24 protein-coding genes are annotated in these 25,730 nt (G+C 73.2%); 9 read left to right on the top strand and 15 right to left on the bottom strand.

Annotated elements, in window-relative coordinates:
* Nucleotides 1-47 precede the first annotated feature (47 nt).
* Complete coding sequence (locus OUQ99_RS00160; protein ID WP_267947382.1) at nucleotides 48-188, top strand: hypothetical protein; 141 nt, start codon at nucleotides 48-50, stop codon at nucleotides 186-188.
* A 23-nt stretch (nucleotides 189-211) separates the two neighbouring features.
* A complete protein-coding gene (locus tag OUQ99_RS00165) occupies nucleotides 212-400 on the top strand; it encodes a BldC family transcriptional regulator (protein ID WP_267947383.1) in 189 nt (62 codons plus the stop codon).
* A gap of 113 nt (nucleotides 401-513) precedes the next feature.
* On the opposite strand, the gene OUQ99_RS00170 is transcribed toward OUQ99_RS00165, so the two are convergent.
* A complete protein-coding gene (locus tag OUQ99_RS00170; protein WP_267947384.1) occupies nucleotides 514-1,011 on the bottom strand; it encodes a phosphoribosyltransferase in 498 nt (165 codons plus the stop codon).
* A 403-nt stretch (nucleotides 1,012-1,414) separates the two neighbouring features.
* On the opposite strand from OUQ99_RS00170, the gene pdhA reads away from it, so the two are divergent.
* Genes pdhA through OUQ99_RS00185 form a run of 3 tightly spaced genes read left to right on the top strand, consistent with a single transcriptional unit; the run spans nucleotide 1,415 to nucleotide 4,897 of the window.
* Nucleotides 1,415-2,500 (top strand): pyruvate dehydrogenase (acetyl-transferring) E1 component subunit alpha, encoded by a 1,086-nt coding sequence (gene pdhA / locus OUQ99_RS00175; protein ID WP_267947385.1) that lies wholly within the window; start codon nucleotides 1,415-1,417, stop codon nucleotides 2,498-2,500.
* 1 nt (nucleotide 2,501) lies between these two features.
* Nucleotides 2,502-3,494: an alpha-ketoacid dehydrogenase subunit beta gene (locus tag OUQ99_RS00180; RefSeq protein ID WP_267947386.1), complete on the top strand. Its 993-nt coding sequence runs from the start codon at nucleotides 2,502-2,504 to the stop codon at nucleotides 3,492-3,494.
* Entirely contained in the window at nucleotides 3,491-4,897 is a 1,407-nt protein-coding gene (locus OUQ99_RS00185) for a dihydrolipoamide acetyltransferase family protein (RefSeq protein WP_267947387.1), read from the top strand. Before OUQ99_RS00180 ends, OUQ99_RS00185 begins: the two co-directional genes overlap by 4 nt.
* A 140-nt stretch (nucleotides 4,898-5,037) precedes the next feature.
* Here the strand turns inward: OUQ99_RS00185 and OUQ99_RS00190 are convergent, their stop codons facing one another.
* On the bottom strand, nucleotides 5,038-6,546 hold the full coding sequence (locus OUQ99_RS00190) for an AbgT family transporter (protein ID WP_267950585.1): 1,509 nt from the start codon (nucleotides 6,544-6,546) through the stop codon (nucleotides 5,038-5,040).
* 348 nt (nucleotides 6,547-6,894) lie between these two features.
* On the opposite strand from OUQ99_RS00190, the gene OUQ99_RS00195 reads away from it, so the two are divergent.
* A complete protein-coding gene (locus tag OUQ99_RS00195) occupies nucleotides 6,895-7,488 on the top strand; it encodes a disulfide bond formation protein DsbA (protein WP_267947388.1) in 594 nt (197 codons plus the stop codon).
* Nucleotides 7,489-7,552: 64 nt separating this feature from the next.
* Here OUQ99_RS00195 and OUQ99_RS00200 read toward each other — a convergent pair whose 3' ends face one another.
* The 4 genes from OUQ99_RS00200 to paaZ all read right to left on the bottom strand — a co-directional run bounded on the left by OUQ99_RS00200 (nucleotide 7,553) and on the right by paaZ (nucleotide 12,785).
* Entirely contained in the window at nucleotides 7,553-8,272 is a 720-nt protein-coding gene (locus OUQ99_RS00200; protein WP_267947389.1) for a DUF262 domain-containing protein, read from the bottom strand.
* Nucleotides 8,273-8,280: 8 nt separating this feature from the next.
* Nucleotides 8,281-9,249 carry a hypothetical protein gene (locus OUQ99_RS00205; protein WP_267947390.1) on the bottom strand — a complete coding sequence of 323 codons (969 nt, stop codon included), beginning with the start codon at nucleotides 9,247-9,249 and terminating at the stop codon, nucleotides 8,281-8,283.
* Nucleotides 9,239-10,540 carry an AAA family ATPase gene (locus OUQ99_RS00210; protein ID WP_267947391.1) on the bottom strand — a complete coding sequence of 434 codons (1,302 nt, stop codon included), beginning with the start codon at nucleotides 10,538-10,540 and terminating at the stop codon, nucleotides 9,239-9,241. Before OUQ99_RS00210 ends, OUQ99_RS00205 begins: the two co-directional genes overlap by 11 nt.
* A gap of 208 nt (nucleotides 10,541-10,748) precedes the next feature.
* The gene (gene paaZ, locus OUQ99_RS00215; protein WP_267947392.1) at nucleotides 10,749-12,785 is read right to left on the bottom strand and encodes a phenylacetic acid degradation bifunctional protein PaaZ; all 2,037 of its coding nucleotides are present in this window, start codon (nucleotides 12,783-12,785) and stop codon (nucleotides 10,749-10,751) included.
* A gap of 389 nt (nucleotides 12,786-13,174) precedes the next feature.
* Between paaZ and OUQ99_RS00220 the strand changes: the two genes are divergently transcribed.
* Both OUQ99_RS00220 and OUQ99_RS00225 read left to right on the top strand, forming a co-directional pair.
* Nucleotides 13,175-13,744, top strand: coding sequence for an RNA polymerase sigma factor (locus OUQ99_RS00220; RefSeq protein WP_267947393.1), 570 nt, complete (start codon nucleotides 13,175-13,177; stop codon nucleotides 13,742-13,744).
* Nucleotides 13,741-14,808, top strand: a complete 1,068-nt coding sequence (locus OUQ99_RS00225; protein ID WP_267947394.1) for a CU044_5270 family protein — start codon at nucleotides 13,741-13,743, stop codon at nucleotides 14,806-14,808. The genes OUQ99_RS00220 and OUQ99_RS00225 overlap by 4 nt, the downstream gene beginning before the upstream one ends.
* A 278-nt stretch (nucleotides 14,809-15,086) precedes the next feature.
* On the opposite strand, the gene OUQ99_RS00230 is transcribed toward OUQ99_RS00225, so the two are convergent.
* Together OUQ99_RS00230 and OUQ99_RS00235 are read right to left on the bottom strand one after the other, a co-directional pair.
* A complete protein-coding gene (locus tag OUQ99_RS00230; RefSeq protein WP_267947395.1) occupies nucleotides 15,087-15,605 on the bottom strand; it encodes a YbaK/EbsC family protein in 519 nt (172 codons plus the stop codon).
* Nucleotides 15,606-15,757: 152 nt separating this feature from the next.
* Nucleotides 15,758-16,759 (bottom strand): ADP-ribosylglycohydrolase family protein, encoded by a 1,002-nt coding sequence (locus OUQ99_RS00235; protein ID WP_267947396.1) that lies wholly within the window; start codon nucleotides 16,757-16,759, stop codon nucleotides 15,758-15,760.
* A gap of 118 nt (nucleotides 16,760-16,877) precedes the next feature.
* Here OUQ99_RS00235 and OUQ99_RS00240 point away from each other — a divergent pair, with 118 nt between their 5' ends.
* Nucleotides 16,878-18,758: a PASTA domain-containing protein gene (locus tag OUQ99_RS00240; protein ID WP_267947397.1), complete on the top strand. Its 1,881-nt coding sequence runs from the start codon at nucleotides 16,878-16,880 to the stop codon at nucleotides 18,756-18,758.
* Nucleotides 18,759-18,798: 40 nt separating this feature from the next.
* On the opposite strand, the gene OUQ99_RS00245 is transcribed toward OUQ99_RS00240, so the two are convergent.
* From OUQ99_RS00245 to OUQ99_RS00275, 7 genes are all read right to left on the bottom strand, one after another.
* Nucleotides 18,799-19,650 (bottom strand): SDR family oxidoreductase, encoded by an 852-nt coding sequence (locus OUQ99_RS00245; protein ID WP_267947398.1) that lies wholly within the window; start codon nucleotides 19,648-19,650, stop codon nucleotides 18,799-18,801.
* Between the two features lie 120 nt (nucleotides 19,651-19,770).
* Complete coding sequence (locus OUQ99_RS00250) at nucleotides 19,771-20,007, bottom strand: hypothetical protein (RefSeq protein ID WP_267947399.1); 237 nt, start codon at nucleotides 20,005-20,007, stop codon at nucleotides 19,771-19,773.
* A 336-nt stretch (nucleotides 20,008-20,343) separates the two neighbouring features.
* Nucleotides 20,344-20,829, bottom strand: coding sequence for a MarR family winged helix-turn-helix transcriptional regulator (locus OUQ99_RS00255; protein WP_267947400.1), 486 nt, complete (start codon nucleotides 20,827-20,829; stop codon nucleotides 20,344-20,346).
* A 154-nt stretch (nucleotides 20,830-20,983) separates the two neighbouring features.
* Entirely contained in the window at nucleotides 20,984-22,621 is a 1,638-nt protein-coding gene (locus OUQ99_RS00260) for an AMP-binding protein (protein ID WP_267947401.1), read from the bottom strand.
* A 349-nt stretch (nucleotides 22,622-22,970) separates the two neighbouring features.
* On the bottom strand, nucleotides 22,971-23,660 hold the full coding sequence (locus tag OUQ99_RS00265) for a hypothetical protein (protein ID WP_267947402.1): 690 nt from the start codon (nucleotides 23,658-23,660) through the stop codon (nucleotides 22,971-22,973).
* 158 nt (nucleotides 23,661-23,818) lie between these two features.
* Nucleotides 23,819-24,235 (bottom strand): DUF6114 domain-containing protein, encoded by a 417-nt coding sequence (locus OUQ99_RS00270; RefSeq protein WP_431061537.1) that lies wholly within the window; start codon nucleotides 24,233-24,235, stop codon nucleotides 23,819-23,821.
* Nucleotides 24,236-24,306: 71 nt separating this feature from the next.
* Entirely contained in the window at nucleotides 24,307-24,948 is a 642-nt protein-coding gene (locus OUQ99_RS00275; RefSeq protein ID WP_267947403.1) for a DUF6230 family protein, read from the bottom strand.
* Between the last annotated feature and the right edge of the window lie 782 nt (nucleotides 24,949-25,730).

A 25,730-nucleotide genomic window follows, 5' to 3' on the forward strand; every position in this document is an offset into this window, starting at 1 on the left:
GCGGGGGCCGGGGCGCGCCCTTCCACACCTCCCCCGAGGAGCACGGCGTGGACGGCAGGACCAGGTGCGAGAAGACCACCAGCGGCCAGCACGACTACATCCCGGACCCGGCCGACCCCAGATGGCCGAACATCCGCACGCAGACGTGCCGCCACTGCGGCGACACCCTCACCCACACCCGCGGGTGACCCCTCACAGAAAGCAGGACACCATGATCGAGACCCTTCCGGAAAAACTCCTCACCCCTGCCGAGGTCGCGAGGCTGTTCCGGGTGGACCCCAAGACGGTCACCCGTTGGGCGGCGGCCGGCCGCCTCAGCAGCGTGCGCACCCCGGGCGGGCACCGCCGGTTCCGCGAGGCGGAGGTCCGTGCGCTCCTCTCGGGTGGCGACGGCAAGTAGACCATCGCGCGCCCGGCTGCTTCGGGCCCGGGCGCGCGTTCCCATGCCAGGCCGCCGCCGCGCCGGGGCCCCGGGGGTCTGCGACCGGGTTTCCCACACCCGGGAGCCTTCCGTCAGGAGTCCCGGACCTGGTCGGCTCGGACGACGACGGGCGGCTCCACCGACCACGGGAAGTTGATCCACCGGTCGGTGTGCTTCCACACGTATTCGCACTTGATCAGGGACTGCGGCTTCTCGTAGACGACCGCGCTGCGCACCTCGGCGACGTGCTCGGCGCAGAAGTCGTGCACGAGCTTGAGGGTCCTGCCCGTGTCGGCCACGTCGTCGGCGACGAGGACCTTCTTGTCGCTCAGGTCCACCAGGTTCGGGACCGGCGGCAGCATGACGGGCATGTCGAGGGTCGTGCCGACCCCGGTGTAGAACTCCACGTTCATCACATGGAGGTTCTTGACGTCGAGCGCGTACCCCAGGCCCCCGGCGACGAACAGGCCGCCGCGCGCGATCGAGAGGATCATGTCGGGCTCGAAGCCGTCGTCGGCGATCGTGCGGGCCAGGTCGCGCATCGCGGTGCCGAACAGCTCATAGGTCAGGTTCTCGCGCTCGTCGCTCACGGGCGGGCCTCCTCCTTGCGCGGTGGGGTGGTGTGCGGCCCATGCTCCCACCATGGGCGGCCTGGCACGTGGCGCCGCCCCTAGGCCGGGCCGCTCCTCCGCCGGGCCCGGGACCGGTCCCCGTCACCCGGGTGGGCCCGGTGGGGCGCAGGGGGCGGCCCGTCGGCGTGCGGACCGGGCGGCGCGTCGGCCCGGTGACGGGACGGTGCAGTGTTCGCGGGACCGGCGCTCCGACCACCTGTCCACGCGAGGGGGTGTTCTGGGTCACATAGATGGACGAACGGTCACCGATCTGGGGTCAGAAACCGACGTTTTCTTGATTCTCACCCCTTTGTGGCGAACAGATGGCAACAAACTGCACCATGTGTCTGTACACACCCCTCGGACACAGGAGGTAGAGGCCATGGCTGACGCCCAGGACCTGCTCCCCTCCGAGCAGCCGGTACGGCTGCTCGACGAGACCGGGCGTCCGGTGGCCGGCGCCGCCCTGCCCTTCCCCACGGCCGACCGGCTCCTCGCCGCCTACGCCTCCCTGGTGGTCGGCCGCCGCGTCAACGACCAGGCCGGCGCGCTCGTCCGCCAGGGACGCCTGGCCGTCTACCCCTCCTCGCACGGGCAGGAGGCCTGCCAGACCGGCGCCGCCCTGGCCCTAGCCGAGGGCGACTGGCTCTTCCCGACCTACCGCGACACCGCCGCCGTCGTCGCGCGCGGCGTCGACCCGGTCGAGGTGCTCACCCTCCTCAAGGGCGACTGGCACGCGGGCTACGACCCCTACGAGCACCGCGTCGCCCCGCAGGCCACCCCGCTCGCCACCCAGCTCCTGCACGCCGTCGGCCTCGCCCACGCGGCCCGCCTGCGCGGGGAGGACACCGTCGCCATGGCCATGTGCGGCGACGGCGCCACCAGCGAGGGCGACTTCCACGAGGCGCTCAACTTCGCCGCAGTCTTCAAGGCCCCCGTCGTCTTCTTCGTGCAGAACAACGAGTACGCGATCTCCGTCCCGCTGGCCCGCCAGAGCGCCGCCCCCTCCCTCGCCCACAAGGGCGTCGGCTACGGGGTGAACGCCGAGCGCGTCGACGGCAACGACACCCCCGCCGTGCTCGCCGTCCTGGACCGCGCCGTGGCCGCCGCCCGCGCGGGCGAGGGGCCCCAGCTCGTCGAGGCGCACACCTACCGCATGCAGGCGCACACCAACGCCGACGACGCCACCCGGTACCGCAGCGACGAGGAGGTCGGCCCGTGGGTCGCCAGGGACCCGCTGCTGCGCATGGAGGCGTACCTGAAGCGCAAGCGCCTGCTCACCAAGGCCCGCCGGACGGAGTTCGCCGAACGCGCCGAGGCCGTCGCCGCCGCCATGCGCGAGGGCGTCTCCCGCGACGCCGAGCCGGACCCGTCCGAGCTGTTCGCCCACGTGTTCTCCACCCCCACCCCGCAGCTGCGGGAGCAGGCCGCCTTCCTGGCCGACGAACTCAGCAGAGAGGGCAGCTGACATGGCGACCGACCCCACCAAGCTCTCCATGGCGCAGGCCCTCAACCGGGCGCTGCGGGACGCCATGGCCGAGGACGGCAGCGTCTACGTCTTCGGCGAGGACGTCGGCCCCCTCGGCGGCGTCTTCCGCATCACCGACGGCCTCACCGCCGAGTTCGGCGAGAACCGCTGCTTCGACACCCCGCTCGCCGAGTCCGGCATCGTCGGCATGGCCGTGGGGATGGCGATGAACGGCATGCGGCCCGTCGTCGAGATGCAGTTCGACGCCTTCGCCTACCCGGCGTTCGAGCAGATCGTCAGCCACGTCGCCAAGACCCGCAACCGCACGCGCGGACGGGTCGGCCTGCCCATCGTCATCAGGGTCCCCTACGCGGGCGGGATCGGCGGGGTCGAGCACCACTGCGACTCCTCCGAGGCCTACTACGCGCACACACCCGGCCTGACCGTGGTCACCCCCTCCACCCCCCACGACGCCTACCACCTGCTGCGCGAGTCGATCGCCTCCGACGACCCGGTGGTCTTCATGGAGCCGAAGAAGCTCTACTGGGGCAAGGACGAGGTCGACCCGGCCTCGCCCGCGCCCGGCATCGGCAGGGCGGTCGTGCGCCGTCCCGGGACCGACGCCACCCTCATCGCCTACGGGCCCGCCGTGTCCACCGCGTTGGAGGCCGCCGACGCCGCCGCCCAGGAGGGGCGCAGCCTCCAGGTCGTGGACGTGCGGTCCCTCGTCCCCTTCGACGACGAGACGGTGTGCGAGGCGGTCCGCTCCACGGGCCGCGCCGTCGTGGTCGCCGAGGCCAGCGGGTACGCGAGCGTCGCCTCGGAGATCGTCGCCAGGGTGACCGAGCGCTGCTTCCACTCCCTGGCCGCCCCCGTCCGCCGGGTGACCGGCTTCGACATCCCCTTCCCGCCGCCGAAGCTGGAGCGGTTCCAGCTGCCCGGTGTGGACCGCGTCCTCGACGCGGTCGACGACCTCCAGTGGGAGGACCAGTGACGACGCAGACCTTCGAACTCCCCGACCTGGGAGAGGGACTGACCGAGGCCGAGGTGGTGCGCTGGCTCGTCGCCGTCGGCGACACGGTGGCCGTGGACCAGCCGATCGCGGAGGTGGAGACCGCCAAGTCGATCGTGGAGGTCCCCACGCCGTTCGCGGGCACCGTCAGCGTGCTGCACGGCGGGGAGGGCGAGGTGATGGAGGTCGGCAAGCCGCTGATCAGCATCGCCGCCGACGCTCCGGGCGGTGCGGACGGAGCGGCGGACGCCCCGGCCGCGCGCGAGGCGGGCGCCCCGGTGTCGGCGGAGGGCGAGCGGTACCGGGAGGAGGAGCGCGCCGGTTCCGGCAACGTCCTCATCGGCTACGGCACCCCCGACGACGGGAGGACCGCCGGGCGCCGCCGCCGACCGCGAGCGCGCCCGGCCGGACCGGCCGCTCCCCCGGCTCCGGCGACCGGCGGGACCGGGCGGCCCCCGCTGGTGACGTCGCCGCTGGTCCGGCAGATGGCCCGCGAGGCCGGACTGCGGATCTCCGAGGTCGCCGGCAGCGGTCCCGGAGGGCTCATCACCCGGCGCGACGTGGCCGCGGCGATCGAGGCCTCCCGTGCCCCGGACCTCGCCACGGTGACGCCGATCGACCCCGGCCGTCCCGTGGCCACCGAGTCCGCGTCCGCTCCCGACGCGGGAGACCCGCGTGCGGAGGTGGACGCCCGCACGGGGCTGGCCGAGTCCCGGCGCACGCCCATGAACGGCTTCCGCAAGAGCGTCGCCGCCTCGCTCTCGCGCAGCCGCAGCGAGATCCCCGAGGCCACGGTGTGGGTGGACGTGGACGCGACCGAACTGGTCCGGCTCCGCGAATCCGACCCCTCGGGGCCGGGACTGCTGTCCTACGTGGCGCGATTCGTCCTCGCGGGCCTGCGCGCCCACCCCGAGCTCAACGGCCTGGTCGACACCGAGCGCGGCGAGCTGGTCCAGTACGACGGCGTCAACCTGGGCCTGGCCGTGCAGACCGACCGGGGCCTGGTCGCCCCGGCCGTGCTCGGCGCGCACCGGCTCACCACGCTGGAGCTGGACGGGGAGATCCGCCGCCTGACCGCCGCCGCCCGCGAGGGGAGGGCGACCCCCGCCGAGATGACCGGAGGCACCTTCACGCTCAACAACTACGGCTCGCTCCGGGTGGACGGCAGCGCCGCCATCATCAACCACCCGCAGGTCGCGATCCTCGGCATCGGCCGGATCATCGACCGGCCGTGGGTGGTGGACGGGGAGCTGACCGTCCGCAAGGTCACGCAGCTGTCGTTCGCCTTCGACCACCGCGTCTGCGACGGCGGTGTCGCGGCGGGGTTCATGCGCGTGGTCGCGGACGCCATGGAGAACCCGGCCGGGGCCATCGCCCGCCTCTAGGCCGGGGCCCGCACAGGTCCGCCGCGCCCTCCGCTCCGGCGGTCGCGCGGCGGGCCCGTTCGCGGGGTGGGAGCGGTGTCGGCCCGGGCCGTCCGGCGACGGCGGGGAGCGGGGGCGGCGACGCCCCCGGGGCCCGGGCGTCAGCGGACCGGGGTGCCCGGCCCGAGCGGGAGGTCGAGCGCCCACCAGCCGAGGAAGAGCAGCGTCCACCCGGCCAGGACCGTGAGGCAGAGCGGCAGGGTGAGCGAGATCAGCGTGCCGATCCCGGCGTCCCGCCGGTAGCGCTGGAGGAGGCCCAGCACCATGACGAAGAAGGGGCTCATGGGGCTGACGACGTTGCTGGCGGAGTCGGAGATCCGGTAGACCGCCTGGGTCGTCTCCGGCGGCACGTCGAGGAACATGAACATGGGGACGAACACCGGGGCGATGAGGGTCCACTGCGCCGAGCCGCTGGTGATGAGCAGGTTGAGCACCGTGGAGAACACGATCATGCCCAGGAAGAGCAGGATCGGGTGGACGCCCGCCGAGTCCAGCACCTCGGCGCCGCGGATGGCGGCGACCTCCCCGATACCGGTCCAGCCGAAGTAGGCGAGGAACTGCGAGGCCGCGAAGAACAGGACGATCACGGGCGCCATGTCGCGCACACCGGCCGCCATGGCGTCGGGGACGTCCTTGGCGCGGGGCAGGGTTCCCACGGTGCGGCCGTAGACCACGCCCAGGACCAGGAAGAGGATCCCGAGGACGTAGGCGACCCCCGTGACGAGCGGTGAGTCGAGCACTCCCCCGCTCGGGCCCCGGAACGGTGAACCCGTCGGCAGGAGCGCGGCGGCGAGGAGGGCGAGGGCCGCGACCAGGGCCAGGCCCGTGTTGCGCAGGCCGCGCCTCTCCGTGTCGGTGAGGGCCGTGGAGCCCAGCTCCTCCCGCGCGTCCGGGCAGCCCTCATCGGCCCCTCCGACGCTCTTGACCAGGACGAACTCGGTCACGAGGGTGATCAGGCCCGCCAGCACCACCGCCGAGGCCGCGGAGAAGTAGTAGTTGTCCAGCGCGGTCACGACGTAACCGGGGTCCACCAGCCCGGCGGCCTCGGTGGTCAGGGCGGCCAGCAGCGCGTCGGTGGGCGTGATCAGCAGGGACGCGTTGTACCCGGAGGCGACGGCGCCGTAGGCCACGACGATGCCGAGGACGGGGCTGCGCCCCGCGGCGCCGAAGACCAGCCCGCCGAGGGGGATGAGCACCACGAAGGCGGCGTCGGAGGCGACGCTCCCGGTGACGCCGGTCAGGGCGAGGACGAAGGTCAGCCACCGGGCCGGGACCCGGGTGACGCTGCCGCGCAGCAGCGCGCCGAGCAGACCGGCCGCCTCGGCGACCGACACCCCGAGCATGACGACGAGGATGACCGCCAGCGGAGGGAAGGCCGCGAAGTTGGCCACCGCGTCCCCGAACACCACCCGGGCGCCCTCGGCGGAGAGCAGGCTGCGGACCCGGACGGTTTCCCCGTCGACCGGGGAGACGGCCGAGACGCCGAGGGCGCTCAGAAGCGCGCTGAACAGGACCACGATCCCGGCCATGACCGTGAACAGCCAGAAGGGGTGGGGAAGCCTGTTCCCCACCCGTTCCACGAACGCGAGCACGCCCAGGAGCAGGCGCACGGGCGCCCGGGGGGTGGTGGAAGCGGTCCTGGTCACCCTGCTCCTCCGGCTCGCCTGCCGTGCGGGACGCGGCGCCGACGGCCCGGGAGCCCCGGGCGCGGAACGCGGCGCCGTCGAACAGCGTAGCCACTGAGGGTGACTGAATGTGTTCGGAGGGTTCGACGGGGAGGGGGTGGCGGCGGGCCGGAGTCCTTCCCGGCGGCCGGTCCGCGGCCCGCCCGCCTCGGCCCGGGAGACCCGGGACCCTCCCCGGCGGCCCTTGTACGATCGGGGCCGTGAGCGCCGCGAGGCGATCGGCGAACGGGAACCGGGGCGGCCCACACCGCACGGCCCGGGACGGAGGCGGCCGTGGCGGACGAGCGGTGGACCGTGGACTTCTGGCTCGATCCCTCCTGCCCCCTGACCCGCACCACCGCCCGGTGGATCACTTCGCTCGCGGGGGACGTGCCCCTCGACGTCCGCTGGCACGTGATGAGCCTGTTCCTGCTCAACGAGCACCGCGAGGTGGACCCCGAGGGCGATGACGAGGGCTACCTCCGGATCCCCGCGCGCGTCGCCACCGCCGTGCGGGTGGAGCACGGGAGCGCCGCGCTCGGCGCCTTCCACGACGCCCTCTGGACCGACCCCGACGGCACACAGCGGGAGTGGCCGGGCGACCTCGGCGACGCCCTGCGCCGCTGCGGGCTCCCCGACGGCCTCGCCTCCGCCGGGTGGGAGGACGGGTACGACGCCGCGATGCGCGCGTCCCACGAGGACGGGGTCGGCCGCGTCGACGCCGAGATCGGCACGCCGGTCCTCGCCGTCACCGTGCCCGGCGGCGAGCTGCCCGCCTTCTTCGGCCCGGTCCTCTCCGAGCTCCCGGAGCCGGCCGACGCCCTCCGGCTGTGGCGGGCCGCCCTCCTGCTGGCGGGCGTCCCGGGCTTCCACGAGATCAAGCGCTGACGCCGTCACGCGCCTGCCGCCGTGTCGACATGCCGACCTGTCGGCACGCCGCCGGAGAGGGCGCCTACGACCCCCTCGACTCCCGCGCCACCCGGACCTCCTCGGCGGACAGGTGCCGTCCCCCATGGTTGATGCTCTGGAACACCAGGCTGGCCTGCGCGGCACCCCCGCCGCGCATGCGCACGACGGGAAGCCGGTAGGACTTGAAGCGCCGGGCGACCTCCTCGGCCTCCGCCACGAACTCCGGCACCGGGAGTTCCCCCCGGTCTTCGAGCCCGCGGACGAAGGCCAGGAAGTCCATCGTCCGGAGCACCGACCTCATGGGCAGGAGATGGGGAGGGATGGCGTCCCCGTCCTCCCATTGCAGGTAGGGGTTCTCGCCGTCCTCGGAGTCCCCGAGTCTGCGATGGACGCGCCACCGCGGATCCTCGTCGTTCCCGGTCCGGACCCTCGCCTGCGGCTGGAGGCCCCCGTACAGGGTGGCCAGCCTCTGGTGCCCGTCCAACAGGTACGAGACGGCCCCCTCCTCGGAAACGTCGGGGAGGGAACGACCGGCGAACTCCGCGACACTGGGGATCTCCTCCGCCGCGTCCAGGACGACGACGCTCCCGATGGGGTGGTTGCGTTCGACGCTCTCGAAGAGGGCTAACCGCTCTTCGGTCCCCCACACGAAACCCCGTCCGAACGCGGGGACCCGTAGTTCACCCCTGTCGATCCATCCCAGGACCTCCTCCAGGGAACGCCCCTCCACGGTCGTGCCGACCACGTTTTTGACCTTCACCACAGCCACCCTCAGACGATCGTGCGAAGCATGTGGAGGACGCCGCGTAGTTCCTCCACCACGCCCTCTCCCAGGGACGACAGGTCCGACCGGCGAACATGCCCCTGGGCGGCCGCTGTCTCCATGCGCTCGGTCAGATCCGAACCGAAACCCTCGGAGAGCTTAACCAGGGTCCTGGACGGCACACCGTCGTAGAGGTCCCCATGGGCGCGGTGCGGTACGACGGGTTCCCCCCGCTGTGCTCTGAACCCGTGCTTCATGTCGAAGTGCGCGCGCTGGTCGGGAGACAGCTCCTTGAGCGCGGTGAGCTTCCTGCTGGCATCGGTCGGCCCGCCCCTGCGTACGGCCAGCGACAGCACACGGTTGGGGACGTAGTTCTCCGTCTCGCGGAACTCCAGGACGTGCACAGCCACCCCCTGCTCGCGTGCGCGCTCGGCGATCTGGTGGCACTTGGTCGCCTCCCCCGGGCGCATCCGGTCGCTGTCGAGGAGGAGCGCGACCCTCGGGAGGCGTCGGAAGTCGTCCACGGCCTCGCGCGCCTGCCGTCCCGCGTCGTGCTTGCCCCCTCCGTGGCGGATGTCCAGCGTCCGCTCCCTGATGGCGGTGAGGACGTCGTCCCCGTCGAGGACCATCGCGACGGCCCGGAGGAAGGACCTGTCCGAGGCGTTGTTCTCGACCAGCAGCACCGCCGGCACGCTGAGGTCGTGGACGTGGTCGGTGAGCGACTCCACGGTGATCTGCACCGTCGGCGCGCTGTTCACGGGCTGCCAGGGGGAGGCGGAGACGGTCTTCTCCGCGAGACTGCGGTAGGTCTGCCGCATCATCGGCACATGGGTGCCGAAGAAGGAGTCCACGTCCTCGATCTGGGAGATGTCCGGTGCCCAGGCGTGAACCTCCCGGATGAAGAGGTCGAAGAGCCTGATCACGTCGGCCGCGTTCGCGTGCTCCGCGAAGACGCCGGAGTCGACCTCAACGATCATCGGACGCCAATCTCCCGGACTGCGCCTTGGCCAGTGCGCGCGTCTCCTCGAAATCCTCGGTGAAGACGCCCGAGGGCCAGTAGTCCAGGTTGCCGAGACGGTCGATGCCGATACGGCGAGCTGAGGCCGACCCGTTGGCGTGCTCCACGAAGTACAGGGAGATGTCGTCGGGGTCCACCTTGCCCTCCGCGATACGCCTGCGGATGCGCAGGAGGAAGGTCTCGCTGTGCGTCTCGATGAGGAAGCGCGTCCTTCTCCTGCTGATGGCGGAGAGGAAGAGGTCGGCGACATCGGCGTGCGCGGACGGGTGCAGGTGGAGTTCGGGCTCCTCGACGATCTCCAGGACATCGTGGAAGAGAGGGCGAGGACCGACCTCGTCCAGGGCGCGCTGGACGAGGAGGGGCAGCATCTGGACGACGCCGGTCCCGGCGTCTCCCAGGCTGACCTGTACAGAGGGGTCGTGGACGGAGGTGAGGTGGACGGAGTACATCCCGATCCCGTGGTCGGTGATGCCCGCCTCCCACCCGAGGATGTTCTCGGCGAGGACGCGGTTGAGAGCGCGGAGGATCTTCCCCTGGCCGCGCACGGCGTCGTTCGCGAGGATGTCCAGGGCGTCCTCGCCCGTCGCTCCCACGGTTCGCGGGGCGCCGGACGGCAGTCGGCGGACTCTCTCGGGGCGTTTCCTGAAGGGGCCGATGTACCGGATCTCGTCGAACCCCTGGATCAGCGATCTCCGCGCCTGTGAGTACAGGCTCGATGAATCCGGAACGTAGTGTGACCCCGGGGCGATCCCACGGAACTTGAGTCGTTCGACGGAGACCTCGTCCCCTTGTCGTACCTCATACTGCTGAGGAGCTCCCCAGGGCGAGGACTCGTCCGGTCTCCAGCGGAGGTCGACACTCTCGTCCTGCCCGCTCCAGGAGAACCTCTCCACGACCTGCGCGTGCCATTCGTCCACGTCCTGGAGCGAGACCTCGAAATGTTTCTCCCCACCCTCACGGTCCACCAGGTCCATCGTGAAGGTGACGCGCTGGTGCGGCCGTTGGCCGTGTACCAGGTCTTGGAAACTAGGGGCGTCGTCCCCCAGCCATTCCAGGTTGAGGGGCTGGATCGAGTGGTCTAAACGCCGGGCCCCCGTGAGGAGACCCGTCGACATCACCAGGGGTGCCCTGACCAGAGCGCTCTTCCCCGAGTTGTTCCGTCCCAGGACGACGGTGATCTTCCCCAGCTCGACCTCCTGCTCGTCGGGGAAGCACCGGTAGTTCTGCACCGTGAAGCGCGAGAGAGGCATGGCGCCAACTCTAGGGCCGACCGATCCGGCTGTCCCACGGAACCGGTTCCGCGGAGTTGCCCGGCTGTGCGTCGCCCAGCGCAGGAGACGGCGCCCCCAGCGGCGGCTCCGCCGTGGACGCCCGCCTGCCGACATGTCGACATCCCGCCCCGTCGGCCGACCGGCACGCCGCCCTCCCGGGCGACGTACCGACCGACCCGCGCCGGCCCTACTCCCCCTCGCCCTTGGCGACCAGGGTGAGAACGTCGTACGTGGCGACGGGCTCGTCGTCCTGGTTCGTGACCACGGCGTCCCAGCGCACCTCGCCGTAGTCGGCGTTCGAGCGCGGGGTGATCTGCTTGGCGGTCAGCGTCACCCGGATGGTGGCGTCCTCCTTCACGGGGGTGAGGAAGCGCAGGTTGTCCACCCCGAAGTTGGCCAGCACGGGGCCCGGCGCCGGGTCGACGAACAGGCCCGCCGCGAGCGAGACCACCAGGTAGCCGTGCGCCACGATCCCGCCGAACAGCGGGTTGGCCGCCGCGGCCTCCTCGTCGGTGTGCGCGTAGAACGTGTCACCGGTGAACTCGGCGAAGTGGTCGATGTCGGCGCGGGTGACGGTACGCTCCGCCGAGGCGATCGTGTCGCCGATCCGCAGCTGGGTCAGGTCCTTGCGGAACGGGTGCACGTCGTCCACCGTCCGCCGGGACCCGGTGGTCCAGTGGCCGGTGATCGCGGTGACCATGTCCGGCGGGGCCTGGATCGCGGTGCGCTGCATGTGGTGCTTGACGCCGCGCACGCCGCCCAGCTCCTCGCCGCCGCCCGCGCGGCCGGGTCCGCCGTGCACCAGGACGGGCAGCGGCGAGCCGTGGCCCGTGGACTCCTTGGCGTCGTCCCGGTTGAGGACCAGGATCCGGCCGTGCCACGGGGCCAGCCCGAGGACGACCTCGCGCGCGACGTCCGGGTCGTTGGTGACGAGGGAGCCCACCAGGCTGCCCCGGCCGCGCGCGGCCAGCTCCACCGCGTCGGCCACGCCGGAGTAGGTGATCACGGTGCTGACCGGCCCGAACGCCTCCACGTCGTGCGGTTCCGCGGCCCCCGGCTCGGCGCGCAGCAGGACCGGTGACATGAACGCCCCCGCTTCGGCGTCGGCCCCGGCGACCTCGACGCCGTCGGGGTCGCCGAAGACGACCGTGCTGGAGGAGCGCAGCGCCTTGACCGCCTTGCGGACCTCCTCGCGCTGGTCGAGCGAGGCCAGCGGCCCCATCCGGGCCTCGGGGTCGTCGGCCGCGCCCACGACCACCTTGGACAGGCGGTCGACCAGGGCCCCGGTGACGGCGTCCGCCATCGCCTCGGGCACGATCACCCTGCGGATGGCCGTGCACTTCTGGCCGGCCTTGACGGTCATCTCGGTGACGACCTGCTTGACGTACAGGTCGAACTCGGGGTCCTCCGGCGTCACGTCCGGACCGAGGATCGAGCAGTTGAGCGAGTCGGCCTCGACGTTGAGCTGCACGCCGCCGCCGACGACGTTCGGGTGGCTGCGCAGGGTCGCGCCGGTCGCCGCGGAGCCGGTGAAGCCGACGATGTCCTGCGCGCCCAGGTGGTCCAGCACGCCGCGCGCGCTGCCCGCGAGGAACTGGAGCGAGCCCTCGGGGAGGAGCCCGGACCCGACCATGCGGCGCACGACCGCGGCCGTGAGGTAGGCGGTCTGGCTGGCGGGCTTGACGATGCTCGGCATGCCCGCGAGGAACGCGGGGGCGAACTTCTCCAGCATGCCCCACACGGGGAAGTTGAAGGCGTTGATCTGCACGGCCACGCCAGGCCGCGAGGTGTACACGTGCTGGCCGACGAAGGTGCCCTGGCGCCCCAGCTGTTCCAGGGGACCGTCCAGGATGACCGTCGCGTTGGGCAGCTCGCGCCGGCCCTTGCCGGAGTAGCTGAAGAGGGTGCCGAACCCGCCGTCGACGTCGACCATGGTGTCGCGCTTGTTGGCGCCGGTCCGGTACGAGAGCGCGTAGAACTCGTCCTTGTGCTCGGTGAGGTGCTTGGCGAGCTCCTTGAGGATGATCGCGCGCTGGTGGAAGGTCAGCCGCCGCAGGGCGGGGCCGCCGACGCGGCGGGCGTGGTCGACCATCCCGGCGACGTCGAGGCCGGCGGCCGAGATGCGGGCGACGGTCTCCCCCGTGTTCGCGTCGGCCAGGGGCACGCCCTCGTCCGCGGGGGCGAACCACGATCCCTGCGCGTAGCTCTCCAGTACTTCGGACACGTGACGGTCCTCTCCTCGGGCTGCGGGTCTTCCGGAACAGTATTACAGACCGATCGTTCAGTAAATAGGAATCGAGGGGGGCGTCCGTCCTCCACCAGGGATTTCACGCACGTCCACCGCAGGCCGGGCCCCTCCGTCGGGCGGAGTGGAAGCCCACCCGCTCCCCCGGCCCCGGGCGTCCCACCCGCCCCGGTCGCGGCCCGGCACGAACCCCGCACCGTCCCCGGCCCGGAACAGCTCCGGTCGGGGCCCGAACCCGGACACCGCACGCCGAAACGACACGTCGATTTGTCGACATTTCCCACGGGGGTGCGGGAGGGCCCCGAGCCGCCCTGTAACATCCGGCCCCCGCCGGACAGAAGTAGGTGACACCGCACGGAAGGAAGCCGATGACCAGAGACAGGGACGACGGGGAGTCCGCCGAAGGGCAGTTCACCCGGTTCTTCGAGCGGCACTACGACGACGTCCGCCGCTACGCCCTCCGACGTCTCGGCCCCGACCACGCCGACGACGTCGCCTCCGAGACCTTCGGCGTCGCCTGGCGCAGGTTCGACCACCTGCCCAAGGACCAGCCGCTCCCCTGGCTGTACGGGGTGGCGCGCAACGTGGTCCGTGCCCGGTCGCGCATCGGAGGCCGGCGCGCCGAGGTGTCCCTCCCTTTCGAGGAGGCGTCCGCGCTGGTGCCGACGGAACCGGACACCACCCGCCGGGTCGAGGAACGCGACGAGGCGCTCCGCGCCCTCGGCCGGCTGAGCGACAAGGACCGCGAACTCGTGATGCTCCTCGCCTGGGAGGGCCTGGAGCTGGCGGAGGCCGCCAGGGTCCTGGGCTGCACCACGGCCACCGCGCGGGTGCGCCTCTTCCGCGCCCGCCGCCGGATCGAGGGGCTCCTCGATCCGCCGCCACCCGCTCCCGCGCACAGCCCGACCGCCCCGAGAGTCCCCGTGGAGAAATCATGAGCCGCACCGACACCGAAGCCGTCCGCGCGCTCCTCGCCGCGCACGACCCCGCCGCATCCGTCCGCTCCGACCCCGCGCGCCGCGCACTCTCCCGGAACCAGGCGTTCGCCTCGGTCCACCGCCAGCGGCGCGTGTACCGCCTCGTCCCCCGGCGTCCCGTGTTCCGGGTCGCCCTGGGCGCCGTCGCCGCCCTCGCGGCGGTGGCCGTGGTCGTGCCGTTCGCGTTCGGCTCCGCGCAGCCCGCGTACGCCGGGCCGCCGCCCGCACCGCTGGAGGTCCCCCTGACCGACCTGGAGCCCGGGAGCGAACGGCTGCTCGCCCTGGCCGAGGCCGCCGAGGGGCAGCCCGCTCCTCCCAGGCCCGGGGACGTCGCCTACGTGCGCACCTCCCAGTGGACCCTCACCTACTCGCAGGACCTGGACACGGCCGAGGAGGGGTGGGGCGTCCTCCCCGTGCGGGACGAGGTGTGGCGGACCCCCCACGAGTCCGGCCTGCAGATCGAGACCCCGAGCGTCCCCGACCACCTGGGCGGCGATCCGAACCCGGTCCAGCGCCTGTTCGAGGACGGGCCCACCGAGTGGGAGTGGGGCGGCGGCGAGGGGGGGAACGGCATGTTCTTCTCCGTGGAGCCCGGCTCCCTCTCCACCGACCCCGGGGTGCTGGCCGACCAGCTGCACGGGGCGGGCTCGGACCTCGCCGACACCGGGTCCGGGGCGAGGCTCTTCTACGCCCTCCAGCAGCTGTACGGGGAGGCGCCGGTGGAGCCCGGGGTGCAGGCCGCGGTGCTCCGCGTCCTCGCCGAGGAGGACGACGTGATGTTCGCCGGGACCGCGCGCGACCGCGAGGGCCGGGAGGGCCTGCTGTTCGTCGTCGAGGAGAGCGAGGGGGGCGGGACCCTCCTGGAGCGTCGGATCATGTTCGACGAGGGGACGGGGCAGCCGCTCTACCACGAGACCCTCACCGTGGAGTCGCCGTCCGAGCCGGACGCGGAGCTGCCCCGGGTGAACAACTACACGGTCCTCGTGGAGTCCGCGTGGGTCCCGGAGGTCGGCGACACGCCGTGACCCCCGGCGGGGGCGGGGCCGCGCGCACGGCCCCCGCCCCCGCTCCGGGACCGTCCCGACTCGCTCCGGACGGTCCCGAACCCGGCAGGGGCGCGGTCCCGAACCGGCTGCGGCCCGGTACGGAACCCGGGCGCCGGACGCCGAAACGACTCGTCGCCATGTCGACATTTCGAGCGGAACGCCCGGCCGGGGCGCGGCCGGTCCGCACCGCCCGCGAGCCGGCAGGCCGCCGTATCGCCGTGTTGCCGTGTCGCTGTGTCGACCTACGGCGTCGTCGGTCACCTCGTGAGGGCGAGCACCTCCGCGCCCCGGAGCCCGGCGAGCACCTTGCCCGGCACCAGGAGCTTGGAGCGGCGCAGGCCGCTGCCGACGACCACCTCGGCCGCGGCCGCGACGGCCTCGTCCACCAGGACCGGCCACCCCTCGGGCAGGCCGAGCGGGGTGATCCCGCCGTACTCCATGCCGGTCAGCCCGGTCGCCTCGTCCATGGGGGCGAACGACGTCTTGCGGGCGCCCAGGTGGCGGCGCACGACCCCGTTGACGTCGGCGCGCCGGTCGGCGGGCACCATGCACGCCGCGTAGGACAGCTCGCCACCGCGCTTGGCGGCGACGACCACGCAGTTCGCGCTGGTCCCCAGGGGCATCCCGTACGCCTCGCAGAACTCCGCGGTGTCGGCGAGACCCGGGTCGATCTCCGCCACGCGGACCTCACCGGCCCCCCGGACGGCGTCGAGGACGGGAGCGGCCAGCAGGTCGGGGCGCTCGTCGGCGGGCACCCAGTGCAGTTCGGCGGACATGACACACCTCAGGTCGTCGGATGGAGGACAGGGACAGGTTAGCGAGCCCGTCGGCCCCCGCCCGGACCGGCAGTCCGGACCGAGATCCTGGATTCGCCCCTGGTGGCGCGCGTCGGCCCCCCGGGCCGGCGGACCGGCGCGGGCGGGAGGGGTCAGGCCGGAGGACCGCCGCGACGGCGCCCCCGGGAGCCGTCCGGCCCGGAGACGGCGCCCAGCGCCAGTTCCGCGAGCCCCTCGGCCCGGTACCCGGGCCAGCCGTGGACCGCCTCCAGGTACTCCGCCGGAATCGCCGAGGCGCCCCAGCGGGCGCCGAGCAGGGCCCCGGCGATCGCCGCCACGGTGTCGGTGTCGTTGCCCGCCCGGACCGCGGCCCGCACCGCGGGCACGAACCCGTCGGGCTCGCCCACCACCGCCGACCAGGCCGCCTGGAGCGCGCTCACCACGAAACCGTTGTTCCCGAAGAAGTGCGGCGGGTGCTCCTCGGCCTCGTCCAGCCAGGCGGACCACCGGCCGCGCCGGTCCCGCGACAGCAGCTCCAGGCCGCCGCGGACCCCGGCCGTGTCGCCGTGGACGACCGCGTGCCGCACGCCCTCGCACCACAGCACACACGCCTCGGAGGCCAGCGGGTCCCCGTGGGTGAGCCTGCTGTACCTGTCGGCGGCGACCGCCAGACCGTCCGGGTCGTCCAGGTAGGCCAGGGCGAGCGGGCCCGTGCGCATCAGGGACCCGTTCCCGGCACTGCGGACCCCCTCCTCGAAGCGCTGGGCCGAGAACCGCGCCATCACCTCGGCCACCCGGGGCGTCCCGAAGGCGTGACCCGACCCCCGCATCACCGCGCTGGTCTGGTTCCCGATGTCGGAGGCGCCGTCGCGCGCCCAGTCCAGGAAGGCGTCCGCGGTACGGCACAGCGCCTCGTCCGACAGGGGGTCCGCGTGGTCGCGCAGGGTGAGGGCGATGCACACCGCCATCTGGGTGTCGTCGGAGTACTCCCCCGGCGCGTACGGCCCGAGCCCGCCGCCCACCATCCGGGGGACGTGGTCCGCCGCCAGGGCCGGGCCGAATTCGTAGGGCACCCCCAGGGCGTCGCCGCAGGCCGCGCCGAGGAGGACGCCGGCGGCGCGGTCGTCCGCGCTTCCGGGAGGGGGCAGGTTCACGGGGGCCTCGCAACGTTTGGGTACCGGGGACTGCGACTCGACCCTATCCACAGGAACTGTCCGCATCCGGCCCGGACGGGGACGAAACGTGATGGTGCGTAGCCGTAGAATCCGTCCCATGGAGACCCCCACTCCCGACCCCCTCTCCGGCCGCACACTGCACGGGCGCTACGTCCTGGGCACCCGTGTCCGCAGCGGCGCCTCGGGGACCGTCTACGCAGCGCAGGACCTCCGTGAGGAGCGGGCCGTCGCGGTCACCGTCCTCCACCCGTGGCTGATGGGGAACCACGGGGCGGTGCACGCCTTCCTGGGGCGGGCGCAGACCCTGGAGGCGGTCGCCCACCCCGGTCTGGCGCGGGTCCTGGCCCACGGGCGCGACGAGGCGTACGTGTACGCGGTCGCCGAATACCTGCGGGGGGAGACCCTCGCCGAGGTACTGGGGGACGGCGAGACGCTGCGGTACTCGCCGCACATGGCCCTGTCGATCGTCGCCGACGTGCTGGCCGCCCTCGACACAGCCCACCGGTTGGGCGTCGTGCACGGTGAGATCGCCCCCGACAAGGTCGTGATGGACGACGGCGGACGGGCGCGGGTCACCGGTTTCCCGCTGCTGTTCGACGCCGCCGAGGACGCCGGGCCCGACAGCCGCACCGACGTGCGCGACGTCGGTGTGCTGCTCCACAGGCTGATGACCGGAGACTCCGCCGTCGCGGACGAGGGACGGCCCCTCCGGCCCTCGGCCGCGCTCCCCGACCTCCCGCCCGACCTGGACATGCTGGTCGCCAACGCGACCGACCCGAACCCGCGCTACCGGCCGCGCGACGCGGGCCAGTACCTGACCCTGGTCGAGCAGGTGATGCGGTCGCTCCCCCGCACCGACCGCGACCGCGAGGGCGACACCCGACCGATCCCGGTCGTCGCGGACCTCCCGGTCGAGAGCGCGGCGGGCGCGGCCGGGGACGGCCGGAGCGGCGCCGTTCCGCGGTGGCGCCGCCCACCGGTGCTCGTCGCCGCGGGGGTGCTGGTCCTCGCGCTGTTCGCGGCCGGGTGGGCCCTCGTCCCCGCGGGCGGCGCCGCCCTCCCCGACGTCCTGGGCAGCGACCCGGAGGCGGCCGAGGCGCGGTTGGCGGAGCTCGACCTGGAGCTGGTCGTCGCGTTCGACGAGACCTACAGCGACACCGAGGCGGTCGGGTCCGTCGCCGACACCACCCCGGAGGCGGGCGCCGAGCTGGAGCGGGGCGACGAGGTCATGCTCTGGCTCTCCGCGGGTCCGCAGTTCGCCGAGGTCCCCGACGTGGTCGGCGGTACCGAGAACGCGGCGCGCGACGCCCTGCGCACGGCCGGGTTCACCCACATCGAGGTGTTCCAGGAGCACTCCGCCGAGGAGGCGCCCGGGACGGTCCTGTCGACGGTCCCGGCGACGGGTGAGGAGGGCGACCGGGCCGAGGCGGTGACCGTCCACGTCAGCGAGGGGGTCATCGTCCCGACGCTGCTCGGCATGGGTCGGGAGGAGGCGGGCGAGGCCCTCACCGGGCTGGGGCTGGTGTTCGAGGTCGCCGAGGCGCACCACGGCACGGCGCCGGAGGGCGAGGTCGCGGGCCAGACGCCCGAACCCGGCACCATCCTCCCCGAGGAGGGCGTCGTCACCCTCACGGTCTCCCTCGGGCCGGAGCCCGAGGACGAGGAGACCGAGGAGGACGGGGTCGGGGAACCCGGCGAGGGCTCCCCCTCCGACGACGGCGGCGGTCGCGGTGAAGGCGGCCGGGGGGACGGCGGCCGGGGGGACGGCGGTGACGGCGGGGACCGGGGGGACGACGGCTGGGGAAACTCCGGCGCCGCCTCCTGCGCGGTCGCCGCCTGGGACGGCGACATCGTCTACGACACCGGGGACCAGGTCAACTACCGGGGGCGCGTGTACGAGGCGCGCTGGTGGATCCAGGGGGTCCCGCCGACCATGGGCGAGGAGTGGGGGGTCTGGGAGGACCGGGGCTCCTGCTGACCGGTCCCGCGCACCGTCCGTCCCGACCCGGCCCCGCCGGTCAGGGGGCGGAGGTGAAGTCCGCGAGGTGGTCGCGCACCCACTCGCGGTAGGTCCGCGGAGGGAGGCCGGTCGCCTCCCGCACCCCGTCGCCGACCGGCTCGGGGACGACGGCCAGCCCGGCCCAGTGGGCGAGGGCCGCGTCCGCGTAGCCCGGGTCGTCCATGGCCCGCGCCACTTCCTCCCGGGCCTCCTCCAGGGGCTGCTCCTCCCAGCGCACGGGGACGCCCGTCTCCTCGCCGATGATCCTGACCTGGTCGGACTGGGTGAGGGTCTCGGGGCCGGTGATGTCGTAGCTCCTGCCCGTGTGCCCGTCGTCGAGCAGGGCGCGCACGGCGGCGGCCGCCACGTCCTTCTCGTGGACGAGGGAGCGGGAGGCGTCCCCGTAGGGCGCGCGGACGACGCCGCCGGACACCTGGTCGGCCCACAACAGGGTGTTGGTGGCGAGGCCGGTCACGCGCAGGAAGGTCCACTCGTCGGTGGCCGCCCGGACCGCGGCCTCGACCCGCCCCCAGACGCCGTTCTCCTCCGCCGGGCGGTCGTCGCGGACGTGCGAGGCGGAGAGGTGGACGATCCGTCGTGCGTGTCGGGCGAGGGCGGCCACGGTCTCCTCCACACCGTCCCCGTCGAACCCGGGCCAGAGCAGGTAGGCGCCGGCCGTCCCCTCGGCGGCCGAGGCGACGGCCTCCGGGTCGGTGATGTCGCCGCGGACGACCTCGACCTCCTCCGGGAGGCGGGCCGTCCCGGGGGCGCGCACCAGTGCCCTGACCGGGACGCCCTCCGCGATCAGCCCCGCGACGACGTGGCGTCCGGTGGCCCCTGTGGCCCCGGTGACCAGGATCGGTCGGTTCATGGTGTCTCCCCCTGCGCGGTGCGGTCGGGCGCCGGTCGGCTGCCCGCGCCCCACACTCATGCCTCAACTAATGTTGAGGTCAAGTGTTGGGGCCAAACCCGCGCCGACCCCGACCGCCCGCTACCCCCGGGCGTCCTCGCCCCGGGCGAGCCGCCCGAAGTGCCCCACCGCCGCGCCCAGGGCGAAGTGCGCCGCCTGGTGCTCGGTCATCGGCACCACGCCGGCGGGGACGGTCACCCGGAACGGGAACTCGTCCTCCGGTCTGATGCGGAAGTCGTCGATGACCCCCTGGGACAGCAGCATGGTCAGCGCCTCGCGTATCTGCCCGCTGCGGTTGTCCGACGCCCAGATCGACATGCCCCCACAGTAGCCCGCAGAACCCTGCGAGGGCCCCCGGATCCCCTTTCCCGTCGGGCTTCCCGTCCCTGGAGCCCGGCCGGAAACAACGCGCGGGGCGGCACGCGGACGGACCGCCCCGGGTCCGCGGGACGTCCGCGCGGGTCACGGGCACAGTGCTCCGGAAGGGGGCCGGACACGGGTGTGGGCGGACCGCGGAACGGTCCGCCCACACCCGGAGCACGGGCACGACCCCCGTGGTGCCCGTGCTCACCGGCCACCGCCGCCGCCTGTCGTCCCCCGACGGCGGATGCGGTGGCCGGAGCTCATCGCCCCGGAACCCGGTCCTTCGCCCGCTCAGTCCCGCGCGGGCAGCCGGGCCTCGCCCGCGAGCACGTTCGAGGTCAGCCGCCGCAGCGCGAGCCTCGTCGCCTCGAACTCCTCCTCGGGAAGGTCGATGACGGCGCCGATCGCCTCCGGGATCCCCTCGGCCCCGGTCCGCAGTTCCGCGCCCTCCCCGGTGAGGATGACGCGGACCGAGCGCTCGTCGCGCGGGTCCCGCACGCGGTCGAGCAGCCCCCTGGCCTCCAGCCGCTTGAGCAGCGGGGTGAGCGTGCCGTAGTCCAGCTGGAGCACGGCGCCGATCTCCTTGACGGAGCACTCACCGCGCTCCCACAGCAGCATCATCACGAGGTACTGGGGGTAGGTCAGCCCCAACGGCTCCAGCAGGGGCCGGTAGAGGTTGGTGACCGCGCGAGAAGCCGCGTACAGCGCGAAGCACATCTGCTCGTCGACGGGAGGAAGAGGGAAGTCGCCCGCGGGGGCGGGGGAACGGTCAGGCATCGGCAACATCGTAGTTACCTCCTACCCGATGTCAAAGCCCGCGATTGCCTCGCACGCGAGGAAGCCCGGGACGGAGCACCCCGGACCGCCGGGGCACGGCCCCCTCGGCACGCGGGACCGCGGCACGGAACCTCCCTTCCACACACCGGACCCCCTACCGGCGCGGCGCCCGGTGGGGCAGTCTGCGCTTGACCACCTTGCCGGTGGCGTTGCGCGGCAGCTCGTCCAGCACCACCACGTCACGGGGGACCGAGAACCGGCCCAACACGGACCGCACATGCATCCGCACCTTGTTCGGGTCCACCTCGACGCCCTCGTACGGGACCACGAACGCCGCGAACCTCTGCCCGAACTCCTCGTCCGGCACACCCGTCACCACGACCTCGCGCACCCCGGGGAGCGTCACGATCGCCTCCTCCACCGGCCGCGGGAACACGTTCTCCCCGCCGGAGACGATCATGTCGTCGTCCCGTCCCGCCACGTGCAGCAGCCCGTTCGCGTCCACGTGCCCCCGGTCGCCGGTCTCCATCAGGCCGTTCGCGAGCTTCTTGCTCCGCCCGTTCGTGTACCCGTCGAACAGCATGTCGTTGCCGACGTGGATCGACCCCTCCGTCCCGTCGGGGACCTCGGAGCCCTGCGCGTCCAGGACCGCGATCCGCGTCCCCAGGGGCGGCCGCCCCGCCGTCGTCGGCGAGAGCCGCATGTCCTCCGGTGTCGCGATCGTCGCCCAGGACACCTCCGTCGACCCGTACAGGTTGTAGAGCACGTCCCCGAACTCGTCCATGAAGGCGGTGATCAGCTTCGGGCTCATCGCGGAACCGCTGCACGCCACGATCCGCAGCGAGGAGGTGTCGTACCCGGCACGCGTCTCCCGCGGCAGGTCCATGATCCGCCGCAGCATCACCGGTACCGCGAACAGCACCGTGCACCGCTGCTCCTGGACCGTCCGCAGCACGTCCTCGGGCTCGAACAGCCGCCGCATCACCAGAGTGGCCCGCATCGACATGCCCAGCTGCACCCCGGCCAGGCCCCACGTGTGGAAGACCGGCGCCGAGACCAGGATGCGGTCCGACGAGCGCAGCGGGATGCGGGACAGCACCGACGCCGCGTCCTGCGGGCCCTTCGGCGTGGGCCGCCGCGCCCCCTTGGGGGCGCCCGTCGTCCCGGAGGTCAGTACGATCAGCCTGCCCGGCCGCTCCGGCGGTCCCGGCTCCGTGCCTGTGCCCTCCCGCGCCTCCCACGGCACCACCGGCCCCGGCCCCGACGGCTCGCCCCACGCCGTCACCCGTGCCACCTCGGCAGGGAGCCCGGCGTACAGGGGCTCGAACTCGGTGTCCGCCACGAGCACCGCGACCTCGTTGTCCGCCACGGCCGCCGACAGCTGGCCGGCGGACAGCCCCGTGTTCAGCAGGACGGTGTCCGCGCCGAGACGGCCGCAGGCCGCCATCGTCTGCACGAAGGCACTGTGGTTGCGGCACAGCAGTCCCACGCGCGTCCCCTGGACCACACCCGCCCCGTGCAGCTCCCGGGCCAGCTGCCGGGCGCGCAGATCCATCTCACCGAAGGTCGTCGGCCCGCGCTCGTCGATGACGGCCACGGCGCCCGGGGCGCGCTCGTTCGCCGCCGCGTACCCGCCGGCGATCGTGGCGCCCCACGTGCGCAGGGCCCGGAGCTGGCGGACGATCCGATCGGGGCGGCCGGCGCTGAGCACACCGGCGCGGACCAGGACACGCGCCGTCCTGAGGGTTCGACGCAGTCGTGAAGGGGCGGGCGGTACGGCGTTGGGCGCCATGGTGTCTCCGGGAGGGCGACGGGGACGGGCGAAGCGTTCCGCGCCTCACCGGGGAGCCTTCGCCGCGTGACTCCCCGGAAGTACTGCGACCGTAGGCGACGAACCCCCCGTGTTTCTGCGCACCCGGGTGAGTCCCCGCTCCCGGTTCCTTGTCACCGGGGTACGAATCGTGCCGCCCGTCCGGTGGAGCGGCCCCGCCCTCCCGCTGGTCCGGCGACGCGGGCGTCGCGGACGGGCCCGCGGGAGGGAGTGCAGGCGGAGGGGCCGCCGCGCACGGCGCGACGGCCCCCGGCCGACATGTCGGCCTACCGCCCAGGCGCCCGGTCGGGCGGCCCGGCGGCCACCCGGCTCAGCCGGACACGGTGATCGGCGCGGCGGGGTCGTCGGCGTTCGTCACCAGGTAGGTGGCGGTGAAGTCGGACGTCGTCGCGCTGGTCGGGCAGCCGAAGCCGCCCTCCACCTCGACCGGGGCCGTCGTGTCGAACGCCAGCGTCGACGCCGGGTTCCCGTTCGTCCACGTGCCGCCCACGGGGACCGGGGCGTCCGGGCTGACGGTGGCGGTGCAGGAGGCGAGACCCCTGGTGGTCACGACGATGCCGCCCGCGGGCACCACCATCGTGCCGACCGAGGGGGCCCCGAACTGCATGGTCATCTCCCAGACGGGATCGGCGACGGCCACGGTGGCGCTCACCAGGGGCACGTTGGTGGAGCAGCTGCCGAAGTCCGGGGAGTTGATGGGGCCGGAGACGGCTCCGTTCGGGTTGTGGTTGCCCGGGGCGGCCGGGACCAGGTTGTTGCCACCGCCGGGAGAGGTGGACGACACCTGGCAGGTCACCACGACGGTGCCCGCCGTGAAGGTCGCGGTGCCGTCCAGGACCGCCTCGAAGGCGGCCCCCGCGGGGTCGACGGTGGTGGAGGCCTGCTGGGCGGCGAGGGCGCCGCCGCTCCAGGACAGGGCCAGGACCCCCGCCGCCGCGACGGCGACGGCCGTGCGGGAGCGGGCGGGGAAGGGACGGGGTCTCGGTCGCGGAACCGACATGGGTACTCCTCGTGTGTGACGGCCGGCGGGCGCGCGGGGGCTCCGACCGGCGGGAACTGGGGGTACGCGCCGACTCGGTAGACATGGCTTTCCTGGTGGACCGGGGAGCCCGTGCGGGCTCCCCGGGGGTACGGGGACCGTTCAGGCCGCCACGGGGATCACTGGTCGGGGGCGGGGCGGGGAGGAGCCGGGGCGCCGCCGGGGGCGGGTTCCCGGGCGGGAGGCTCCCCTGCCGGAACGGTCGCCGCTGTCGGCGAGTGCCGCCCGCGGCGGCGCCCCCTGCGGGGAGGCCGCGCCACGGGCCGCCAGGCGAACGCCAGACCGCCGCCGGCCAGCGCGAGCAGTGTGCCGACCACCAGACCCCCCAGGTTGGACAGGATCAGGGCGCCCAGCCCGAGGAACCCGGCCAGCGCACCCGTGACGACGTGCTGGTTGGGGGTGAACCATGTGACCAGGCCGAGGACGGCGAGCATCCCGCCGAACATCAGCGAGGAGACCCCGCCGACACCGGTCTGGATCATCAGCTCCACCGGCATCGCGACGAGAGACGCCATGACGGCGCCGGAGAGGATCATGAGGAGCCCGCCGGCGAAGGGGCGCCGCTTGCGCCAGCCGCGCCAGGAGGACCCCAGCCCGCGCAACGACCTCAGAAGCACTCGCTCTCCCCGAGGCTGAGGCCGAGGCTCAGGCCGGAGAGGCGGAAGGTCCCGGCGCTGGCGGCCCTCGCCGTCTGTTCCAGGTCCTGCACGACGATCACGTCGGACTGCATGCCGAACAGGTCGTTGAAGCCCTGTGCACCGGACGGTCCCTTGTCGAGGGTGCCCGCGTCGCGCCCGATCTCGATGTTCTCGAACTCGGCGTTGCCGTCCATCTGGGACATGTCGATGACCAGGTTCTCCGCCTGGACGGGCGTGCCCTGGTCCCCGGCGGTGAGTTCGAGGGAGATCGTCCCGATGAGGGGGAACTCGGTGAGGACCGACTGGCACAGCCCGTCGATCTCGGCGCTCTCGATACCGGCGACGGCGACGGGGACGGCCTCCTCGCGCACGGTCTGGTCCAGCCAGCCGTACTGGACGAAGCCCTCACCGCGCAGTTCGTCGGCCGAGATCTTGAATTCCTGGCCCGAGACCGTGAACGAGGCCGCGAGCGCGCCCTGGGCCATGGCGACGAGGATCCCGCCCACGGCGACGCCGGCCGGGACGGAGAAGAGGGCGAAGCGCTTCCAGCTGGTGTGGCTCTCGGGGGTCCTCGCGGACGCGTCGGCCACGTCGGGGGATGCGGTGTCCATGCGTGTCCTTCCGGGTGAACGGCCGCGCTGCGCCTGCCGTCCCCCCGAACATCCGGCACGCGGCCTGGCCGTGCGCCCCCGGGCGGGGCGGCTCCGGACCAGTTTCCCTGACGCTGCACATCATGTATCGGTGTCGAGGGGATTTCAAGAGTCCGGGGGAAAATTATCCGCCGTTTCTCACGATTCCCCGGAATGATCTTGCCTTGTCCCGACAGGGCTGTGACGTGGGACAACACGGGAATTGCCGAGGTTGGAGGCGGGAGGCAATTCGTGTGTTCCGCTGCGGAGCGAATCGCCTTCCGGAAGCGGTTGGGTCCGTTTCTTGTCATTTCGGTGAGTGCGTTCGGGGGTGCGGTTCGTCAGCCGGGTGAGTGGACGGACCACGCGCGGGGTCCGGCGGAACCGGGGGCGCCGGCACGGAGGAGGAGGGCGGCCCCCGCCGTTCTCTCGCGCGCGTGCGCGCGCGAGAAGAGCGTGCCCCGGCCCCCGGGTGCGCAACGGATCCCGCGGTCGGGCTGTGAGTGGCGACACAGGTCGTTCGGTTTGCCGCGTGCCGTGGCGGGGGGTAGTGTTCTCCGAGTCGCCACGGGACGGCGAGCGGGCCTCAGGGTCGGCTCGGAACCGGGCCGGGTTCGGCGGCACAATCTCTTCTCTGGATCACGCGGTTCGAGCACTGTTCGGACCATGTAAACTCAGGGAGTCGCTTCAAAAGCCCAGTCCATTCGGACAAAAGCAGACGAAGCAAACGGGCTTTACCCCGATCAGAACCACCACAAACCGCC

It is taken from the genome of Streptomonospora nanhaiensis (assembly GCF_026642255.1).
Classification (GTDB): domain Bacteria; phylum Actinomycetota; class Actinomycetes; order Streptosporangiales; family Streptosporangiaceae; genus Nocardiopsis; species Nocardiopsis tropica.